This window comes from Stappia sp. BW2 (assembly GCF_008107695.1).
In the GTDB taxonomy this organism is placed as follows: domain Bacteria; phylum Pseudomonadota; class Alphaproteobacteria; order Rhizobiales; family Stappiaceae; genus Roseibium.
In genome coordinates, this window is sequence record NZ_VIRG01000046.1 from 1 (window position 1) to 18,862 (window position 18,862).

The following is an 18,862-nucleotide window of genomic DNA, read 5'->3' on the forward strand; positions in this document are numbered from 1 at the left end:
CGTCAATTGCCCGCCAGAGCCAGTATTTTACTCCGCCAATGACGATCACGGCTTCATCCAGATGCCATTTGCTGTTGGGCTTTGGTCTGTCCCGGCGAATGCAGCACGCGAAATGCCGGCCAAACCGGTTCACCCATTTGCGGATCGTTTCACGGCTGACACCAATACCCCGCTCAGCAAGGAGGTCTTCAACATCTGCCGTACTCAACGCAAACCGATGATAGGCCCAAACCGCATAGGAGATAATCGATCTGGGAAAACGGAAGCCCTTGAGGCGCGGCAAATCTGAACTTGGAAACATAACAGCGATCTACCAAACCGAAACCAGATCAACAAATTGGCAATGCCGTCAAAACCACTCCGTTCACTTTTTGGGTCGAGCCAACCTGACCGCGTTCTTCCCTGCCACTGATTACCTTCACGAATCCATTCCCGCGCTTAGATTCCAATCATTCATTGGACCGCGGATCGAAAGTCCTCGAGATTTGCGGGATGGAACCTTTGGCTGCTTCTTTATTGCTCAAACGCGTGGACCTTGGCCGGAATATGAACCGGTTCTACCACCTGTCGGTCGAGCCAACCCTGTTCGGCGGCTTTGCCGTTTGCCGGACATGGGGACGTCTGGGCGCCACGGGTCGGACACGTCTGGATCTCTTCGCGGATGTCTCATCGGCTCTGGCCCACCTGGAGAAGCTCGCAGTTCAAAAACACAAGCGGGGTTATCGCCCGGATTGAGACCTTGGTTCGGTGCTTGATTTTGATCACACTGGATCTGTCTCAGATCACTCAATCAAAAGTCACAGAATATCCCAAGCCCTATACCTGTCGCGACTGATGAGTTCGCGGAGGGGGCGTAAGGTCGAGTTGGCAGATCATAGGGTCGACCGCGGCGGCGTTTATGCCCAGAAAACGGGCTTACAGGAGTTTTTGCGCGGGTATTGGCCAATGTGCAACTTCGGATCCGGAATTAGGTTTAGCCATGCCAATAAATTCCCGAACGCCCTCCACTGGCATGTCCTTGAAATTGGAAACGAAAGCTTCCGCTTCAAAACTGCACCGCAAATCAGACCGACACCGAAAGGAGGAAACCAAGATCTTGACCACAGCGTAACTGCTGCTCCATACGCAAACGGCGGGTCAATTGCCGGTGGAAATGCAGGGTCGTTCTCAGTGAAAATCAACAGCAAGCAGCCATCGCAACCAAATAGCTGGGCTGATCATCGAACACAGCCAAAACCTCTTTTCGAAGCAGACGCTTGCGAAAAACTGCCTCGCCTGATGCATCCGCAAGATCATCTCGTCACCCGCAAATTTTTGCGACAGAACCCTACGGACCACTTCATGGGGAGAGGGTCAGGTTTCGACCTAGCCGGTCGATGGACGGTCCGCGAGCAGAACGATCTGATTGCAGACCTCTTCGGAATTAACAAAGTCAGCGAAGCCTGAAAGTCTGCCCCAACCGGGGGAGACATCTCCCCCGACAGAACTTGCGACGAGCCCTTGGTAGGACCGTATGTCCGTTCCTGACAGAGAGGCGTGCCGTCCTGTACGGCACGCTCGAAAGTGGCTTGGATGGGTTGATGTCAGATTCCGCCGAAACAGAGATATTTCATCTCGGTGAAATCGTCCGTGCCGTATTTGGAACCTTCACGGCCGAGACCGGACTGCTTGACGCCACCGAACGGGGCAACTTCGGTCGAGATCAGTCCTGTGTTGATGCCGACCATGCCGTATTCCAGTGCTTCCGCGACCCGCCAGACCCTGGAAAGGTCCCTTGCGTAGAAGTAGGAGGCCAGGCCGAAGATCGTGTCGTTGGCCTGCTCGATCACATCATCGACGGTGTCGAACCTGAACAGCGGTGCGACCGGCCCGAAGGTTTCCTCCGATGCGACCTTCATTTCGCGAGTGATCCCGGTCATCACCGTGGGCTGGAAGAAGGTACCACCCAATTCGTGGCGGCTGCCGCCTGTCAGGACCTGCGCGCCTTTCGACAGCGCATCGGCAACGTGGTCTTCCACCTTTTCAACGGCCTTTTCGCTGATCAGGGGGCCGGCGATGACACCGTCTTGGAAACCGTCGCCCACCTTCATTTTTTTCACCGCTTCCGTCAGCTTTTGCGCGAAAGCGTCGTAGACACCGGCCTGAACGTAGATGCGGTTGGCGCAGACGCAGGTCTGTCCGTTGTTGCGATACTTGGAAATCATGGCGCCTTCGACGGCGGCGTCGAGGTCGGCATCATCGAACACGATGAAGGGCGCGTTGCCGCCAAGCTCCATTGACGCCTTCAGCACCTTGTCGGCGGCCTGGCGCAACAGAATGCGGCCGACCTGCGTGGACCCGGTAAAGGTGATCTTGCGGATCTTGTCGTTAGAACAGAATTCCTGGCCAATATCGGCCGACCTGGTCGAAGTGACGACGGAGAACAGGCCGTCCGGAACACCGGCTTCCTGCGCGAGCTTTGCCATCGCCAGGGCGGACAGCGGCGTTTCCGCAGCCGGTTTGGCAACGAAGGCACAGCCGACCGCAAGCGCCGGGCCGACCTTGCGGGCAATCATGGCATTGGGGAAGTTCCAGGGTGTGATGGAGGCAACGACGCCGACCGGCTGTTTCAGCACGACAATTCGCTTGTCGCTCTGGTGTCCCGGGATAACGTCGCCGTAGACGCGTTTGGCCTCTTCGGAAAACCATTCGATAAAACTGGCGCCATACATGATTTCGCCCTTCGCCTCGGCAAGGGGCTTGCCCATCTCGGCAGTCAGGATCGCACCGAGATCGTCCGCGTTCGCGACCATGAGATCGAACCACTTGCGCAGGATTCCGGCGCGCTCCTTGCCGGTCTTTGCCGCCCAGTCCTTTTGCGCCTTGAAGGCTGCGTCGATCGCGGTTCGTGTGTCCTCGACGCCGAGATCGGGCAGTCTTGCGAGCACCTCGCCATTCGCGGGATTGGTGACCTCGAATTCATCCCCTGCCTTAGCCTTGTCCAGCCAGTTTCCGGCAACAAAGGCCTGCGTGCAAAGAAGATCCTGGCGTTTCAATCGCCCTGTCAGGCTTTCGGATGGTGTCGACATGGTATTCCTTTCTTTCGCAAGCCCCTCGCTCGCAAGGCGAACGTGGGGCAGCAGTTTTCGTTCCGCCAAATTAGCGGATGGCCGTCGGATTGATCATCATCTGAACGGCACCCTTCATGCGGGTCACGCCCAGGACGAACAGAAACTCATGGGCATTGTCCTCGGCAAGCGCGCGGGTGTCCATGTTCTCCAGAATATAGATGCCGTTTTGAGGAATGAGAATCTGGTGGACCGCAAACACGCCATCGGTCCCGTTTTCGAAAGGAACGGCCTCAACGCCCCAGGTGTCCGCGCCCACAGCGATGACACCGACCTCCGCAAGATATTCCGCACCACTGATCCCGAGGCCGGGTTCCACCTTCACATAGCGATCATGGTCCGGTGTTTCGCCGTCCAGAAGGTCAAGCCAACCGGAATGGAACAGAACGACGTCTCCCTTTTTCAATTCAACACCCTGGGCTTTCGCAGCGGCGACGATGTCGTCCTTCGTATAGGCGGTGCCTTCCTTGACGATGTCCTGACCGTAGAAGGCGGCCATGTTGAGCATGACCCCGCGCGCCACAATCGGCGGCAATTTTTCCAGACCGAGTTTCACAAGGCCATCAGCCTTGGCAACATCTGCTTCGGCAAGGCCGTTGTAATAGGTGTGTTTGATGCCGATATGGCCGAGGCCATCAATCTGTGGCCCGATGCCAAGCCAGCCCATGAAGATATCGTCGTTATAGGTCATCCCGTTGGTCCCAAGACCTTCGGTCGTGATCTGGTTCGGCTGCAACACCGTGATACTCATCGAGCGCGGCGAAAAGGCAGGCGTATCCTTGTCTACGACGATACCGAGATTGTAGGTCTTGCCCGTCTTGACCAGTTTGGCGGCCTCCAGCACGCTTTCCGGCGTGATGAGGTTCGCGGCGCCGATTTCATCGTCGGGGCCCCAGGGGGAATCGTGCCAGTCTTCGGCAAGGGCAGTCCCTGCCAGTCCGCAACAAAGGGCCGAGGCCAGTAATAAGGATTTCATCTTTTATTCCTCCCGATTGAATGCGGCCCGAAACGTGACTGTGGCAGGCGACCGCTTTCCTACCCTGAGAAGCTCCGCACGGTCAGAGCGAGGCTTCGTAAATCCGTGCGGCGTCCTCCTCCCGGACGTCACGCGGATTGTTCACGAGCAATCTGGTCTGGTTCATCGCGTCTGAGGCGAGCTTCGGAATGTCCGCCGCCGTGATGCCGACCTGACGCAGGCCCGGTTCAAGGCCCAGGTCGCGATTGAGACCGGCGAGTCGATCGATGAAGTCCGCCGTTACGGCCTGGCTGGAACGGCCCCCCCCGATATCCGGGAAGACATGCGGTGCCAGCTCCGCATAGGCGGTGCCGCATTCAGGAGCGTTGAAGCGCATGACCTCGGCAAGCACCAGCGCATTGGACAGGCCGTGGGGCACGTGAAACAGGCTGCCGACCGGATAGGCCAGCGCATGCACCGCTGCAACGGGCGAATTGGCGAAGGCCTGTCCGGCGAGCATCGATCCAAGCAGCATGTTGACCCTTGCATCCACGTTGCCGCCGTTATGAACTGCTTCGCGGATATTCGCGCCGAGCAGATCAAGCGCCTGCAGTGCAAGCATTCTCGAGATGGGATTGTTGTTGGCGCTGCGGGACGTATAGGCCTCGATGGCATGCACCATGGCATCGACCCCCGTCGCCGCTGTAATGTGCGGAGGCAGGCCGACGGTCAGTTCCGGGTCCAGAAGAGCGATGTCGGGCAGAATGATCGGCGAGACGACGCCTTTCTTTTCCTCCGTCCCCGTCGTCAGGATGGAAACGGCGGTCACCTCGGATCCCGTGCCCGCCGTCGTCGGCACAAGCACGAGCGGCAACCGGGTGCCGCGTGCCTGATTGACGCCGTAGACTGTGTCCAGCGGCTGGTCGGACGCAGAAAGCAGCGCAACAACCTTGGCCACATCCATCGAACTGCCGCCGCCGAAGCCGATGATGCAGGCGATGTTGTCAGCCTTTGCAATCTCGACCGCCTCCAGAACAGTGTCCGCTTTGGGATCGGCCTCGACGCCGTCGAACAGCGTCACATTGAAGCCGGTTGACTGGAGGCTCGCCAGCGCGGTTTCCGCAAGGCCGATCTTGACAATCCCGGGATCCGTCACGAAGAGCACGCTGCGGTTCTTCGCGGCGAATGGCATGGTTTCAAGCATCTCGCCGAGCTGGGCGGCGCCGTTTCTCTGAAGCCGTATCGAGGGGGTCGTGTTGAAAACGAAATCATCCATGATCCACCTCACGCCGCCAGAGAGTTCATGAGGCTTATCTGGCCTCTTTCTATCGAATAGACCTTGTCGACCACGTTCTCGGAATGGGTGTAGTCGGATTCCGAAATCAGCACCGTCAGATGTTCCGATTTCAGGTTCGCGATCACCTCCATGAGACGTTGGGCGAGCGCCGGCGCAACGCCCTCGAAGGGTTCATCCAGCAACAGGAGATTTGAGCCGCACACGAGTGCCCGCGCCAGGGCGACCAGCTTCTGCTGCCCGCCGCTGAGTGTCATCGCCTTGCGCCCGGCAAAGCGGCCGATCTCAGGCATGAGGTCATAGACCCATTTGACACGGGACCGATCGGTGTTGCCCGTCGCCCAGAGCGGCACGAGAATGTTCTCCTCGACCGTGAAATGCGGCACCAGCCGCCGGTCTTCCGGCAGGTAGCCGATGCCGAGCGCCGCGCGCTGATGGGCTTTCTCCGTGTGCAGGCTCTCGTGATTGAACAGGATCGATCCGCTGTCTGCTCGAAGCAGGCCCATGACCGCGCGCATCAACGTTGTCTTGCCGGCGCCGTTGCGGCCGATCAGGCCGCAGGTGGTCCCGGTCTCCAGGTCCATGCTAACGCCCCGGAGAATGGGAACGCGCTGTATCGAAAGGTTGAGTTGGCTGATGGTCAGCATCAGGCGGCTCCATTTCCGGCGGCGGGCGCCGCCTGTTTGTCGGTCTTGCGGTGAAACTCGCTGCCAATGACGAATTCCCGCACCTTCCGGTTTTCCAGAACCTCGCGCGTCGGCCCATCCGCCAGAATTGTGCCTTCGTAAAAGGCGACACAGCGCGGCGAGAACGCCTCGATGATCTCCATGTCGTGTTCAATGAACAGAACCGCCGTGTCGTTGGCCTTCAGGGCGTTGATGAGCGTTTTCATGAAGTCCATCTTCTCGTCGGCACTGACACCACTGGTGGGCTCGTCCAGGAAAAGCAGGTCAGGGTCCGAGACAGTGGCCATGGCGATGTCGACCAGCTTGCGCACACCCTGCGGCAGCGTCGCGATTTCCTGATGGGCGTAGCGCTCGATGCCGAAGCGGGCGAGGAGCGACAGGGCCTCCTCCTCCCGGCCTGCATCGATGGCCGGCGTCAGCAGGGCGGGTTTGACGCGGCTCGCAATCGTCAGCGCGATCAGCATGTTGTCCAGCACATCCATTTCCGGGAAAAGCTGGGGGATCTGGAAGGAGCGGCAGATGCCGAGCCGCATGATCTCGCGTGTCGGCTTGCCGGTGATCGAGCTGCCCCGGTAAAGGATCTCGCCGGCGCTCGGCGGCAGATAGCCGGTGACCATGTTGACGAAGGTGGTCTTGCCGGCCCCGTTCGAGCCGATGACGCCGAGGATTTCACCGGCGCCGATCCGGATGTTGATGTCCCTGGCGGCAACGACAGCGCCGAAGGTGCGTTCCAGGTTTCTGGTTTCCAGGATGGGTGTCATGTCAATTTCCCTCCATGATTTCCGAGGCCTTCGGCGCGGCTGTTTTCCGTTTTGCCGAAGCGATCAGCGACCACAGGCCCCTGGGCAGGAAAATGATCGTCAGGAGCATCAAAGTGCCGAGGATCATTTGCCAGGTGTTCGGTGAAATCTCGACTGCGTAGACGCGGACGATTTCCAGAAGGAACGTGCCGATGAGAGGCGCGGCAATGTTGCCTGTCCCGGCGAGGATCGACACGAAGACGAATTGCCCGGACGTGGTCCAGTTGGTCATCTCCGGATCGACATGGCCGAGCGCCATGGCCCACAGCACCCCGCCCGCTGCCGAGACGGCCGCAGCGATCACATAGGTAATGTGGACGGCACGATGCGCCGAGGTTCCCAGGTATTCGACCCGCAGTTCGTTCTCGCGGATGGCTTCGTTGATGTAGCCGAGGGGGCTGCGCAGGACCCTGTTGAGACCGAGTGCGAGGCCGAGTGTGACAACGCAGGTGACCACGTAGAGAACCGTTTCACCCAGGTCGCCCTCGGGCGCCCAGCCGAGATAGGTGGGCTGCGGCAGGTTGAAGCCGTCCGTGCTGCCGAGTTCCTCGGTGCTGGACAGCAGGCCGAACAGGATCATCGAGACCGCCAGACTCAGCATGGCGAAGAAGATCTCGCGGTAGCGGCGCAACAGGAAGCCGAGCAGGAAGGCGATGACGACGCTGGCCAGAAGTCCCATCACGAGCAGCACGAAGAGATCCGAAATGCCGAGGAACTTGCCCGCCAGTCCGGCCGTGTATCCGCCGATGCAGAAGTAGAGACCCTGGCCGAAGGACACGAGGCCCGCGCGCATCTGGATCATGACGCCGAGCGCGACCAGCCCGGTGCCGAGCGACACCTGGATGTAATTGACCACCCATGCGGGAAGAAGGAAGGTGAGGCAGATGAGAACCGGCAGCGCGAGCAGCAGTCCCCATTCGGTCTTGTCGAAGGACTTGGTCATATCTTCCTGCTTTCCGAGAGTGCAAACAGCCCGTAAGGCTTCACTGTCAGGACTGCGGCCATGACGAGATAGATCGAGAAAAGCTCCGCCGGCGGGTACAGGTGGACGAAGGCTGCCCGGGAAAAGCCAACGATCAGCGCGCCAAGCATGGCGCCGCCGATCGAACCCATGCCGCCGATGACGATCACCGCGAAGGCCATGACGATGATTTCCGCGCCGATACCAGGCACAACGGAAATCTCCGGAGCTGTCAGTGCGCCGCCGAGTGCGCCCAGGGTTGCGCCGATGACGAAGGTGACCGTGAAGAACAGCGTGACATTGATGCCGAGCGCGCTGCTGACCTCGCGGTCCTCGATCACGACGAGCAGAAGTTTGCCTGTCCGTGTGTGATTGAGGGCGAAGTAGAGCGCCGCGCCGACAAGGATGGCCACACCGACGATGAGGAACTTGTAGACCGTGTAGGGCAGACCGAAAACGTCGATTGTGCCGAGCCAGTAGGCTGGCTGGTAGGAGACGTAGGAGTCCGTGCCCCAGATCAGCTTGGTGGCATCTTCCAGCACCAGGAAGATGGCGTAGGTCACCAGGACCATCAGCACCTCGTCCCGGCCATACATGAACCGCAGGATGCCGCGCTCCACGAGTAGCCCCGAGACGAGACCGGCCGCGAGCGCGGCGAGCGGGATGATCAGGTAGGTCAGCGCGATGGTGCTGCCGGTCTGTGTATAGAGGCCTATGGCCCAGGCGGACGTGTAGGCGCCGAGCGCATAGAAACCGCCATGGGCAATGTTGAGGATCCGCATCACGCCGTAAACCAGCGTGAGGCCGACGGATGACAGGAAGAGCCATGCGGCAAAGCCGAGCCCGTCCACTGCTATCGCGACAGCGGTTAGCATTGAATTCTCCGTACCAGTCTTATGTGAATGTGGCCTCCGGGCGCCCCGGCTGCCGGGAAAGACCGGGTCCCGCCGCAATGCGATGTGCGGGACCCGGCAATGTGTCAGAGGATCGGGCTAGATGCCTGAGGAGACCTCTGACGCAAGTGCCTGACGGCTAGTCGCACTTGGCGCCTTCGAACCCGCTGTTGATCCAGTCGATGGAGTTCATTCCGGCAGGTGGGTTAACGCACTCGGCGTCATAGCGAACGATGTCGACGAGGCTTGCCTTGCCGGTTTCCTTGTCGAATTCGTAGGTGCCATAGGCGGTTCCCTGGATCGCCTGGTGACCATTGGCCAGAGCCATGGACACCTTGCCGCTCGGGCCTTCCCATTCCAGGCCTTTCAGGGCACCGATGACCGCATCCTGATCCGTGCTGCCTGCCTTGTCGGCGGCCGCCTTCACACCCAGCAGAGCCTGCGCCATCTTGTAGGAAGGATAGGTTGGCAGGGTGCCGAACCGGTCGTAATAGGCCTTGCGGAACCAGTCGTTCAGCTCGGATTCCGGGGCCAGGTCGCCATGGGGACCGCGTGCGCCGATGATCGTGCCGTCCGGCATCTGCGCGCCGAGGCGATGCATTGCCGTTTCGCCGGTTGTCAGCACCACCTTGGCGCGTTCGAAGATGCCACGAGCGGAGCCCTGGATGACAAAGGCCTCCATGTCGCCGCCCCAGAAGCTGGAATGAACGACATCGGGTTTCGAGGTCAAGAGAGCCGATATCTCTGATCCGTATTGTCCGGCATAGATTTTCGGGAACTGCTCGGCCGCGATCTTGGCATTACTGTCGATCTGCGCCATGGACGCGGAAAAGTCGCGCCAGGAGTCCTGTCCGAAGGCGTAGTTCTGGTTGATCCCGGCATAGGATCCGGTCTTCGCTCCGGTGTCGGCGAGGTAACGGGCCGCGGCAACATTGTCCATGGTGGCATGGGCGCCGGTGCGGAACGTGTACTGCGGATCAGTAACAATTTCCTCGAAGATCTGCGGCGTGCCGCAATCAAACAGGATCGTCAGCTTCTGCGCCTTCTCCGCTTCCGGCGCGATGGCCTTGCAGCTGCTGGACGAGATGTAGCCGAGAACCATGTCGACCTCGTCCTTTTCGACGAGCTTCTGATAGTCGGCGTTCTTCTGCTTGGAGTTTTCGTCAACGAAGATCGGGTCGATCGATTTTCCCGCCAGACCGGTGCTGGCATAGGGCGCTGGCACGGAGCCCGCGTTGATGGCCTCGATCATCAATTCGGCAGCATTGCGCGCAGGAACGCCGAAGGGACCCGCCGCCCCGCCGGACAGGAAGGTCACGAAGCCTATCTTGACGGATCCCTCCTCGGCCTGTGCAGGCGCAGCCGCGGCAAGCACCGAGGCCAGTCCGAGGGTCGTTGCCGTCATGAGAATGTGTCTTGATTTCCGGATTGCGCTCGACCGCGCAGCCTGCTTGCCTGATGCCATGATCAGTTCTCCTCCACTTGATCTTTCGAAGGGAAAGACAGCCGCATGCACGCGGTCGGCTGGCACCCGGTGCCTACCTTCCTGTTCGGTGATGCGATTTTCCTCCCAATGCGCCTTGCAGCGCATGTCCTGGAGTTTTCAGTGGAAACGGGCGGAAAACCATGGATCGTGGAACGGTAAATGAGCGGTAGGCGCTCATTAGGCCGGGATCATGCGCGGAGAGCGCTCATATCGTGAAATCGGGCCTACTACCTACCGTCGTCAAGGACCGGCCAGGTCTCCGGGGGATAATAGATCCGCCAATCGCCCAGCATCACTTTTGCCGGTGCGTAGCTGTTGTCATAGACCGTCTTGCCGATGGCCTGGACCTGCAGCACCTGGTGACTGTCCGGATCCATTTTCGAGCGGAAACCCTCAGGGTCTTCCGGCAGGCTCAGTGTAAGCGTTTCAAGCTTCTCTCGAAGCTTGTTCCGGTCGTCGGCGCCGCCCGCGAGGCGCACGGCTTCGGCAATGGCCAGCACGCCGGCATAAGCGCCCTCAGCCGCATAGCTCGGATAGCGCCCGGCCTCTTCCCGAAAGGCCTCCACGAAGGATCGGTTGCGGTCTGTCGGTGGCCAGTTGATGTGATGCCGCGCCGAGAGAACAAGGCCGAGGGGCATGTCGTTTTCAAGTTCTGCCAGCACCTCGTAATTGCCGCCTGCGTCGAAATTCATGAACTGGACCCTGTCGAACAGGTCCAGCTGTTTCGCCTGCTTGACGAAGGTCACGAAATCGAGTCCCCACTGGCCGTTGACGACGATATCGGTTGGCGTCGCCATGAGCTGCTGGATATACGGGGTGAAATCGGTCTCAAAGACCTTCGGCCAGTATTCGCCCGTGATCTCGAAGTCAAGATTCTGCTGTGACAGGAAGGTTCGCAGATCGTCCCAGGCCTGGTAGCCGTATTCGTAGTCCGGACCGATGAACGCGATCCTGATCGGGTCCTTGCGCCCTCCATAGGTCTCCTGAATGAACTTGGCCCCGGCGCGCATCGACTGGCGCGTGTCGTTGCTGACGCGAAAATAGAAGGGATGCAGATCCTCGCTGGTCAGCGTCGGCGAGGCGTGGTCGGTGCCGATGAAGAAGACCCCGGCGTCGCGGGCAAACTCCGAGACGGCGCGCGCGACACTGGAATTGACCACGCCGCAGAGAAAATCGACCCTGTCCTCGTCGACCAGCCGCCGGGCGATCTGGAGAGAGCGGAGGGATTTCGAGCGCGTGTCCTCGATCAACACCTCGACCTGCGGATACCCGAACGCTTCCAGGGTTTTCAGATGCTGCTGTGCGAGCTTGATGGCGACCGCGCTGTCGCGGCCGTAAAGCGCCCCCGGCCCCGTCAGCGGATAGAGACAGCCGGCCTTCACCCGGAGAGGCTCGTCCGCGGCGGCCGGGCCACCCAGAAAAAGACAGAACAGAATGGCCCGGAAAATGTCGACGGTCTTCATGCAATCCCCAGCCGCTGCATCTTGCGCTTCAGCGCGTGACGGGAAATGCCGAGCCGGTCCGCGGCCAGCCCCTTCTTGCCCTTGCAGCGCATGAGTGCGTCGCGGATCAGGTCTCGTTCGACATTCTCCATCGACTGCTCGATGGAAAGAGCCGTCTTGGGCTCGACGGATTTGAATTCCGCAGGCAGGAGATCGGCTGTCACCGTCCTGCCCGGATAGAGGATCGACAGTCGTTCGACGAGGTTCTTCAATTCGCGGACATTTCCGGGCCAGTCATAGGACTGGAAGAAGGCGCGTGTCGCCTTGTCGAAGCCGATCGGCATGACCGCGGACGACCGGGCATATTTCGCCGCGAAATGCGCTGCCAGAAGCTCGACGTCCTTTTCCCGTTCGCGCAGCGGCGGAATGGTGATTGGCACGGCATTCAGCCTGAAAAAAAGGTCCTGCCGGAACGTGCCCTCGTTGACCGCCGTGGCAAGGTCCTTGTTTGTGGCCGCGACGACCCGCACATCGGCGTGATGCTCCCGGTTGCTGCCGGCCAGCCGGTAGGAATGCGTTTCCAGGAAATGCAGCAGCTTGGCCTGGATCTCCAGCGGCATCTCGCCGATCTCGTCGAGGAACAGCGTGCCGCCATGGGCGATCTCGACAAGGCCCCGTCTGCGCAGGGCCGCACCGTTTGCCTTTTCGGCGCCGAACAGCTCGGCATCGATTTGCCGGACCGGCAGCGTCGCGCAATTCACCTCCACAAAAGGCGCGTCCACACCGCTGCCGCGCTTGTGCAGCTCACGGGCGACCACGGCCTTGCCGACACCTGTTTCACCGGAGAGAAAAACGGTCGGAGCATTGCTCGCCGCGATCTGCTCTATCTCGTGGCGGAGCTTTGCAATGCCCGCATATCCACCGATGAAATCGAACTCGGTGGATTGCTGACGCAGGTAACGGACCTCGGAATCAAGCTGGCGGCGGGACTCCGTCTCGTTGAGAAGGTGGATCAGCTCGTCAACATCGAATGGCTTGGACACATAGTCCACGGCCCCCATCTTGATGGCCGTCACCGCATCGTGGGTGTCGTCGAGCGCGGACATCATGATGACGGGAACGCCGGGCAGTTCCGTGGTGAACCAGTCGAGAACCTCCAGCCCCCCCATGCCGGGCATGCGCACGTCGAGAAGCACGATATCGGGCGTCTCCCGCTGTGCGATCCGGCAGCCGATATGGCCGTTATGCGCTTCCTGGCAGTCCATGCCCGCCTGCCGGAGGGTGAAGGCCAGCGAGCGTGTCAGGTTGATCTCGTCATCGATGATCAGGACATTGGGTCTGTTCATGCCGGCCTCTCCTGTGCCGCATCGTGTTTCGGAAAAACAAGAATGACCGTCGTGCCGTGACCGGCCTCGCTCTCGATGAACATCTGGCCGCCGTTCGTCTCCACCAGCTGCTTGGTGACGGGCAGCCCGAGCCCGGAGCCCTTTCCCCGGGTCGTGAAGAAGGGACGGAGCACCTTGGACCTGGTCTCCGCATCCATGCCCGTTCCATCGTCTGCCACACTCACGACGACCTTGCCGTCATCGCGATAGGCACGCAGCTGGAGGTGACCGCCGTCGGGCATTGCGTCGATCCCGTTGAGGGTCAGGTTCAGGAGGATCTGGCTGAAATGCGCACGGTCCATCTCAATCTGCAGACTGGACTCGCCCGAGAGATCGATGACGATATTCTTCTCGTGCGCGGTTGTGGCCAGCAGCGTCCGGATGGTGCGGAAGGCTTCCCGGATCAGGACCGGCTCGCGCACCGGCGGACTGGGCTTGGCATAGTTCAGGAACTCGCCGATGGTCTTGTCGACGCGCGTGATTTCCGAGGAAATCACCTCGAACATCTTTTGCCGTTCCGCGTCCTGCTCATTGCGTTTCAGCCCGTGAACGGTCGTCACCACAGTCGCCAGCGGATTGCGGATCTCGTGGGCGATCCCCGCCGCCATGCCTCCGAGCGCGGCGCGCCTTTCGACCTCGACCCGCGAGGTGATCAGGTTTTCAAGCTGTTCGCGCATACGGTTGTAGGAACGTGCCAGCGACCCCAGTTCACCCGGCCCGTCCTCCGAAACGGAAACGCCGAAATTGCCGTTGGCGATCGCCTGGGCGCCCTCGTTCAGCGGAAGCAGGTAACCGGTAAGCTTTTGGGACATCATGAAAAAGAGGACGACCAGCCCGAGAGCGGAAACGATGGCCGCTATCAGGAGGATATACCGGATGCGATTCCGTGGCTCCTCCAGATCGCCCCCGCCATCGACCAGCTGGATGCGCCATCCCGGCAGGAACTGGCGGGAGCGGGCGAGAATGTCCGCTTCCTCGGCACGGGTTCCGACGGGTGTCAGGCGCTCCCGGTCGAACACGACGATCTGCGGCTGGTAGACACCAGGTTCGACGAGCTGCGCGGCCAGTTCCGTAAGCGAGGCCAGCCGCATGCGGAGCGAAACCATGCCGATCTGTTTCTGGTTGAACAGGACGGGCATGCGGATCAGGAACCAGCCGGGACGCCCGTTTTCAGGCAGGACCGGGCCAAGCACCTCCACCACACCATGCTGAACCAGCGGCAGCGTGGTCAGGTCCGCAGGCTCTTCCCTTGCGCGGTTCCTTGGTACCGTTGCGACGGTTTCGCCGGAGACCCGGGACAGTTCGATGGCATAGACATCCGGGCTTTCGACTTCCAGCAACAGGAAGTCCCGCATCAGGGGCGAGATCGAATTGCTATCCGGCTCGAGAAAGAAGTCGGTTGTGTCGGGAAGGTCGACGATGCTTTCCAGTTTGTTGACCTGAACGGCCATGAAGTTGCTCATCTGGACCGCCGCCCCTTCCAGGTGAGCATTCACGCGGTTGGTGACGAGATTGTCGATCAGGTTGGCGCTGTAGCGGTCATAAAGCGTCGCGATCAGGACAAGCGGAATCAGGGCCGCAACAACTGCACCCCAGAGATACCTCCTCGCCAGATTGAGCCTTTTGGCTCCGAATGGCATCAAACTGCCTGTCCTCCCGCCGATCAGATTATGCCAGATCAGACCGGCTTCCTATTGCACGGCTCTGATTTTTGAGCGGAAACCGCTCATACCTTTCAGGCAGTGTCCTGGTAGCTGCGGTATTCACCGAGCTACTGCGATCTGGAGGACATATCCCTGGAACGCGGCTTTCAAGTCGATCACGGCACAATCAAGCGGTGGGGCCTGGCCTACGCTCCATTGATGGAAAAACGATTGTCCCGGTTCCGAAAACCGCATTGCGGCACGGTCCGCATCAAGGCCAATGGCGTTATCTGTATCGAGCCATTGATAAGCAGGGAAATCCGGTCGACTTCCTGCTCACGGCAGAGCGCAAGCTGAGTGCGGCCAAGCAGTTTCTGAATAGGCCATCAAGTCACTTTGCAAATTGCTGTCATGCGTTTCCGGGGAGTCTTTCGCGGTCTTGAGACGGTAATCAATGTGCAAGCCCGTGTGAGGGGCCAGGTCAGGATGAGCCATCAGCTTTGCCAAAGCGTCTCCTGATTGGGTTGTTGTACTAAACCCGGAGAGCATGCCAGCGAAGACCGGGAAGACTGTAGCCCAGGCGAATTTCGCAACAAGGCCGAGATCTCGCACAATCTGCGTGCCGGGAACCGTGCCCGGATCAAAAGCGATCAGTCTTACGTTTTCATGGATCTTCACGGGTTCCTTTGAAAACACATAAAGCAGCACGCAAAATTTCGATGTCGCATAGCGATCGCGGGCGCCCTGGGCCGGGGAGCTTGTCTCGCTCAACGCGCCTACCGAGACTTTGGCGGCGCTTGAATACTTTTGGCCGTGATACCCCAAAAATTTGCCGACTGGGTCAGCCTTGTTATGGGCGCCACTTGCAGTGAGAATGATCGCACCATTATTCTCCATAAGCGGCTGCAAAAGCTGGCTCAGGCAGTAGTGGCCTAAATAGTTGGCCGCAAAACACTCCTCCACGCCGTCTTCTGTAAACCTCGCCGCGTTTGAAGGTTGCATTCCTGCGTTCAGACCAAGTGCTGCTATCTTCCGGCCTGCAGATGCATTTTGGACAAAGCCGGCGAATGCTCTGACCGATTTCAGGGATGATGTATCAAGGGGCGCGACTTTCAGGCGGTCCTCCGGTGCCAACCGCCTGAGAGCTTCTGCGCGTTCCGGATCACGGGCGCCAACGATCAATTCATGCCGTGGATTTTCGAGCAATTGCCGCGCCGCCTGCAACCCAATGCCCGACGTTGCGCCTGTCATGACGAACAAAGACATTACTGAACTCCATTCGCGGTCTGCAGCGACGCCCTCGCATTTCTCCAAAAATACACAAACCCGAACAACAGCCCGACGTGCAACACCGTATTCGGGATGAACGACAGCACGGATCCGTAGACACCCAACGCATAAGCCAGAGGGTCAACGGGCAGGATCAGAAGCTGAAGAAGAGCATTGGCCATAAGCAGGCTGACCATTGTTGGCGATGTTTCGTCAGCGCGCACGAGAAAATTCAACACCCCAAAACTCAAAAGAAAAACGCCAGCAGTTCGCGCCATGACCAGCCCTGTTTCGCTGGGGACAGCATACTTCATATCGACGAGAAGAATGTTTGGAAGGAAGGTGGCAATAAACCCGATGCTCAACGCAATGAGGGAGGCAATAGTCAGGAAGATCTTTCGATTCATGTCAGTCATCCATTTATTTCAGAGGAGCGATTGATCGGGCCAAACCCTGGCGTCGATACAATTTGGTCTTGCGACGTGCCTGTTTGTTGGAGCGCGGCCAGTCCGTTCATCACCGCATAAGTTTGAGTGGCAAATACTCCAGCCAACATCTGCTCAGGCAGGTCGCCTTGAGCCTGTGCCCGCGCCGAAACAGCCTCCAACGCAGGCCGAACGCGCCGCAATCCCAACTGGCCAAACGCGCTCATGGTGCGATCAAGAACATCGTCGAGATCAAATTGAATCTGGTGGAGCATAGGCTTCCTTAATTCTAGAACGATCATTCTATAACTAGGCGAGGCTTGTCAAGCCTCACTGGTTTGCCTTGGGTTTTTTAGAAATGGCCACGGGCTTACGGCGTTCCGATCGGCCAATGCGCGCAGGCAAGGGCTGTGGAAGCGAAGAGCGAAGCGTTGTGAGCTGGGCGGTGGGAAAAGGTTGCAGACGGAGGAGAAGTTCGAGACGAAACGCTCCCCACTAAATCAGCGCACTCACAGATCGCAAAATGCCAAATTATTAGGCAATTTTGCGGGTATCTGCTTTCAAAAATGTCTTGCGCATCCTATTTAAACCCATAAACATACAGTACGTTCTGTTTTTAATAGAGGTGCCGAATGGCCCGTGCTCTGACATCTCGCCTCCTGTTCGGCTCGCTGATCGTGCTGCTCTATCTTTTCCTGCTGCTGCCGGTGCTGGGGATTACATATGTCAGCTTCTTCAACAGCCAGTTCTTGTCGTTCCCACCTCCCGGATACACGTTGCGTTGGTTCGCCAACGTGTTCGAGCAGGAGGCGCTGATCAGCGGCTTCATCACGAGTGCCGAGGTCGCCGTCCTCGCTTCTTTGATCGGCGTTGTGTCCGGCGTACTGGCAAGCCTGGCGCTGGTTCACTTCGAGTTTCCCGGCCGTGAAGCAATCAAGAGCTTCCTTCTTGCTCCCCTCCTTGTTCCGGGGATCGTAATCGGCACGGCGCTCTACGTCTTCTACATCCAGATTGCCCAGTCTACGGGCTGGAACCCGACACGCTCGCTTGTCGGCCTGGTGATAGCGCATGTGATGCTGACCATCCCCTGGTCGGTGCGCCTGATCGCGGCTTCCATGGGGATGCTGGACCGTTCGGTGGAAGAAGCTGCGCGAAACCTGGGGGCCGGCGCGCTAAAGGCATTTCTTCTCGTGACGCTGCCGCGCATGCGTGCGGGGATCGTCGCCGCGGCTCTGTTTTCATTCGTAATCAGCTTCGAGAACCTCGAGGTCTCCGTGCTGCTGGTTCAACCCGGCGCCACAACGTTACCAATCGCGATGCTCCAGTACATCGAGTGGAACATGGACCCGACACTCGCGGCCGCCAGCACAGTGCAGATCCTCGTTATCGGTGCGCTGCTGCTGATTTCCGACCGTTTCGTCAAGCTCTCTCAGGTGGTGTGATATGGCCGAGCTCGTAATTCGTAACCTTGTGAAGACCTATGGCGACCACCGCGTGGTCGACACCATCAACCTCAAGGCAGAGACCGCAGAACTGGTGGCCCTGTTAGGCCCCTCGGGCTGCGGAAAGACGACGCTTCTACGCTCGATTGCCGGATTTGTGCCCATCTCCTCCGGGTCCATCGAGATCGACGGACGAGACGTCAGCAAGCTGGCACCGAACAAGCGCAACACCGGCATGGTGTTTCAAAATTACGCGCTTTTCCCCCACATGAGCGTGGCGGAGAATGTTGCCTTCGGCCTGGCCATGCGCAAGGTTCCCAAGTCGGAAATCGAAAAGCGCGTAGCACATGCCCTCGACCTGGTGTCGCTGACGGACTACGCCGAGCGACGTCCGCGTGCGCTATCGGGCGGCCAGCAGCAGCGTGTGGCCGTAGCCCGCGCCCTTGTGGTCAACCCGGACGTCTTCCTGCTCGATGAACCCTTGTCGAACCTCGACGCCAAGCTGCGTATGAGCGTTGGAATGCAACTGCGTGCCCTTCAGCAGAAGCTTGGTCTCACAACGGTCTTCGTCACTCACGACCAGAAGGAGGCCCTGATGATGGCCGATCGGCTGGTTATCATGCGCGCCGGCCGGGTCGTGCAGGAAGGCACGGCGGAGCATCTTTACCAGGAACCCGCGACGCGCTTTGTCGCCGACTTTCTGGGCCACTCCAACGTGTTGACGGGAACGCCTGTCGAAGGCGGTTTCAGAACCGATGGTGGCATCAAGCTGCCAAGCGCCAGCACCGACGGGCCACGCGTTCTTGCCGTTCGGCCCGAGAACCTGCTGCTGGGCGGCGAGACGGAAGGCGTCGAAACGGTACTGGACGCCACGGTCGAGACAGTCACCTACCTCGGTTCCATAACCGAGGCGAGCCTCTTGCTCCCTGGCGGCGAGCGCGTCGTCGCACATCACCAGAACCGAACCGGCAGGGAACTGCACCTGGCGGTCGGTGACACGATCCGTGTTGGCTGGCGTACCAACGCCACCCAGCTCCTCATTGACGACATGTCCGAGGCGGCCTGACCCGGCCG

At 59.6% G+C, this 18,862-nt stretch carries 19 protein-coding genes and 1 pseudogene; 5 read left to right on the forward strand and 15 right to left on the reverse strand.

The features are described from left to right. Positions 1-301, reverse strand: a 301-nt coding sequence (locus tag FMN63_RS03050; protein ID WP_148582489.1) for an IS6 family transposase, incomplete at its 3' end; no start/stop codon positions are given. A gap of 191 nt (positions 302-492) precedes the next feature. Here FMN63_RS03050 and FMN63_RS03055 point away from each other — a divergent pair. Both FMN63_RS03055 and FMN63_RS29355 read left to right on the forward strand, forming a co-directional pair. Then, positions 493-735, forward strand: a complete 243-nt coding sequence (locus FMN63_RS03055) for a WGR domain-containing protein (RefSeq protein WP_148582490.1) — start codon at positions 493-495, stop codon at positions 733-735. Between the two features lie 129 nt (positions 736-864). Then, positions 865-1,446, forward strand: a complete 582-nt coding sequence (locus tag FMN63_RS29355) for a hypothetical protein (RefSeq protein ID WP_153297091.1) — start codon at positions 865-867, stop codon at positions 1,444-1,446. Between the two features lie 137 nt (positions 1,447-1,583). On the opposite strand, the gene FMN63_RS03065 is transcribed toward FMN63_RS29355, so the two are convergent. The 11 genes from FMN63_RS03065 to FMN63_RS03115 form a co-directional block, all read right to left on the reverse strand. Then, the gene (locus tag FMN63_RS03065; RefSeq protein WP_148582491.1) at positions 1,584-3,068 is read right to left on the reverse strand and encodes an NAD-dependent succinate-semialdehyde dehydrogenase; all 1,485 of its coding nucleotides are present in this window, start codon (positions 3,066-3,068) and stop codon (positions 1,584-1,586) included. A gap of 70 nt (positions 3,069-3,138) precedes the next feature. Next, on the reverse strand, positions 3,139-4,083 hold the full coding sequence (locus FMN63_RS03070; RefSeq protein WP_148582492.1) for a cyclase family protein: 945 nt from the start codon (positions 4,081-4,083) through the stop codon (positions 3,139-3,141). 82 nt (positions 4,084-4,165) lie between these two features. Further along, positions 4,166-5,338: an iron-containing alcohol dehydrogenase gene (locus tag FMN63_RS03075; RefSeq protein ID WP_148582493.1), complete on the reverse strand. Its 1,173-nt coding sequence runs from the start codon at positions 5,336-5,338 to the stop codon at positions 4,166-4,168. Positions 5,339-5,346: 8 nt separating this feature from the next. After that, positions 5,347-6,003 carry an ABC transporter ATP-binding protein gene (locus FMN63_RS03080; protein ID WP_148582494.1) on the reverse strand — a complete coding sequence of 219 codons (657 nt, stop codon included), beginning with the start codon at positions 6,001-6,003 and terminating at the stop codon, positions 5,347-5,349. Then, positions 6,003-6,803, reverse strand: a complete 801-nt coding sequence (locus tag FMN63_RS03085) for an ABC transporter ATP-binding protein (RefSeq protein WP_148582495.1) — start codon at positions 6,801-6,803, stop codon at positions 6,003-6,005. Before FMN63_RS03085 ends, FMN63_RS03080 begins: the two co-directional genes overlap by 1 nt. Before the next feature lies 1 nt (position 6,804). Then, the gene (locus tag FMN63_RS03090) at positions 6,805-7,785 is read right to left on the reverse strand and encodes a branched-chain amino acid ABC transporter permease (RefSeq protein ID WP_148582496.1); all 981 of its coding nucleotides are present in this window, start codon (positions 7,783-7,785) and stop codon (positions 6,805-6,807) included. Further along, on the reverse strand, positions 7,782-8,678 hold the full coding sequence (locus tag FMN63_RS03095) for a branched-chain amino acid ABC transporter permease (RefSeq protein ID WP_148582497.1): 897 nt from the start codon (positions 8,676-8,678) through the stop codon (positions 7,782-7,784). Before FMN63_RS03095 ends, FMN63_RS03090 begins: the two co-directional genes overlap by 4 nt. Positions 8,679-8,835: 157 nt before the next feature. Continuing rightward, a complete protein-coding gene (locus FMN63_RS03100) occupies positions 8,836-10,161 on the reverse strand; it encodes an ABC transporter substrate-binding protein (RefSeq protein WP_205513837.1) in 1,326 nt (441 codons plus the stop codon). Between the two features lie 248 nt (positions 10,162-10,409). Next, positions 10,410-11,645, reverse strand: coding sequence for an ABC transporter substrate-binding protein (locus FMN63_RS03105; RefSeq protein ID WP_148582498.1), 1,236 nt, complete (start codon positions 11,643-11,645; stop codon positions 10,410-10,412). Then, positions 11,642-12,970 (reverse strand): sigma-54-dependent transcriptional regulator, encoded by a 1,329-nt coding sequence (locus FMN63_RS03110; RefSeq protein ID WP_148582499.1) that lies wholly within the window; start codon positions 12,968-12,970, stop codon positions 11,642-11,644. Before FMN63_RS03110 ends, FMN63_RS03105 begins: the two co-directional genes overlap by 4 nt. Continuing rightward, positions 12,967-14,649 carry a sensor histidine kinase gene (locus FMN63_RS03115; RefSeq protein WP_148582500.1) on the reverse strand — a complete coding sequence of 561 codons (1,683 nt, stop codon included), beginning with the start codon at positions 14,647-14,649 and terminating at the stop codon, positions 12,967-12,969. Before FMN63_RS03115 ends, FMN63_RS03110 begins: the two co-directional genes overlap by 4 nt. Positions 14,650-14,745: 96 nt before the next feature. Between FMN63_RS03115 and FMN63_RS03120 the strand changes: the two are divergent. Then, positions 14,746-15,035, forward strand: a pseudogene (locus FMN63_RS03120) (DDE-type integrase/transposase/recombinase); the annotation flags it as partial. On the opposite strand, the gene FMN63_RS03125 reads toward FMN63_RS03120, so the two are convergent. The 3 genes from FMN63_RS03125 to FMN63_RS03135 are packed head-to-tail and all read right to left on the reverse strand — an operon-like array spanning position 14,989 to position 16,621. Beyond that, positions 14,989-15,918, reverse strand: a complete 930-nt coding sequence (locus FMN63_RS03125) for an SDR family NAD(P)-dependent oxidoreductase (protein WP_148582501.1) — start codon at positions 15,916-15,918, stop codon at positions 14,989-14,991. The pseudogene FMN63_RS03120 and the gene FMN63_RS03125 sit on opposite strands and share 47 nt — an antisense overlap. Continuing rightward, entirely contained in the window at positions 15,918-16,328 is a 411-nt protein-coding gene (locus tag FMN63_RS03130) for a hypothetical protein (RefSeq protein WP_148582502.1), read from the reverse strand. Before FMN63_RS03130 ends, FMN63_RS03125 begins: the two co-directional genes overlap by 1 nt. A gap of 5 nt (positions 16,329-16,333) precedes the next feature. Continuing rightward, positions 16,334-16,621, reverse strand: coding sequence for a hypothetical protein (locus FMN63_RS03135; RefSeq protein ID WP_148582503.1), 288 nt, complete (start codon positions 16,619-16,621; stop codon positions 16,334-16,336). A 357-nt stretch (positions 16,622-16,978) separates the two neighbouring features. On the opposite strand from FMN63_RS03135, the gene FMN63_RS03140 reads away from it, so the two are divergent. Continuing rightward, positions 16,979-17,788: an ABC transporter permease gene (locus tag FMN63_RS03140; RefSeq protein WP_148582504.1), complete on the forward strand. Its 810-nt coding sequence runs from the start codon at positions 16,979-16,981 to the stop codon at positions 17,786-17,788. A 1-nt stretch (position 17,789) separates the two neighbouring features. After that, a complete protein-coding gene (locus FMN63_RS03145) occupies positions 17,790-18,854 on the forward strand; it encodes an ABC transporter ATP-binding protein (RefSeq protein ID WP_148582505.1) in 1,065 nt (354 codons plus the stop codon). Positions 18,855-18,862 lie beyond the last annotated feature (8 nt).

Coding starts and splice junctions, on each gene's coding strand:
- FMN63_RS03140 (WP_148582504.1), top strand. CDS start 16,979: ATGGCCCGTGCTCTGACATCTCGCCTCCTGTTCGGCTCGCTGATCGTG.
- FMN63_RS03100 (WP_205513837.1), bottom strand. CDS start 10,161: ATGGCATCAGGCAAGCAGGCTGCGCGGTCGAGCGCAATCCGGAAATCA.
- FMN63_RS03125 (WP_148582501.1), bottom strand. CDS start 15,918: ATGTCTTTGTTCGTCATGACAGGCGCAACGTCGGGCATTGGGTTGCAG.
- FMN63_RS03135 (WP_148582503.1), bottom strand. CDS start 16,621: ATGCTCCACCAGATTCAATTTGATCTCGACGATGTTCTTGATCGCACC.
- FMN63_RS03095 (WP_148582497.1), bottom strand. CDS start 8,678: ATGCTAACCGCTGTCGCGATAGCAGTGGACGGGCTCGGCTTTGCCGCA.
- FMN63_RS03065 (WP_148582491.1), bottom strand. CDS start 3,068: ATGTCGACACCATCCGAAAGCCTGACAGGGCGATTGAAACGCCAGGAT.
- FMN63_RS03055 (WP_148582490.1), top strand. CDS start 493: ATGGAACCTTTGGCTGCTTCTTTATTGCTCAAACGCGTGGACCTTGGC.
- FMN63_RS03085 (WP_148582495.1), bottom strand. CDS start 6,803: ATGACACCCATCCTGGAAACCAGAAACCTGGAACGCACCTTCGGCGCT.
- FMN63_RS03075 (WP_148582493.1), bottom strand. CDS start 5,338: ATGGATGATTTCGTTTTCAACACGACCCCCTCGATACGGCTTCAGAGA.
- FMN63_RS03115 (WP_148582500.1), bottom strand. CDS start 14,649: ATGCCATTCGGAGCCAAAAGGCTCAATCTGGCGAGGAGGTATCTCTGG.
- FMN63_RS03130 (WP_148582502.1), bottom strand. CDS start 16,328: ATGAATCGAAAGATCTTCCTGACTATTGCCTCCCTCATTGCGTTGAGC.
- FMN63_RS03145 (WP_148582505.1), top strand. CDS start 17,790: ATGGCCGAGCTCGTAATTCGTAACCTTGTGAAGACCTATGGCGACCAC.
- FMN63_RS03110 (WP_148582499.1), bottom strand. CDS start 12,970: ATGAACAGACCCAATGTCCTGATCATCGATGACGAGATCAACCTGACA.
- FMN63_RS03070 (WP_148582492.1), bottom strand. CDS start 4,083: ATGAAATCCTTATTACTGGCCTCGGCCCTTTGTTGCGGACTGGCAGGG.
- FMN63_RS03080 (WP_148582494.1), bottom strand. CDS start 6,003: ATGCTGACCATCAGCCAACTCAACCTTTCGATACAGCGCGTTCCCATT.
- FMN63_RS03090 (WP_148582496.1), bottom strand. CDS start 7,785: ATGACCAAGTCCTTCGACAAGACCGAATGGGGACTGCTGCTCGCGCTG.
- FMN63_RS03105 (WP_148582498.1), bottom strand. CDS start 11,645: ATGAAGACCGTCGACATTTTCCGGGCCATTCTGTTCTGTCTTTTTCTG.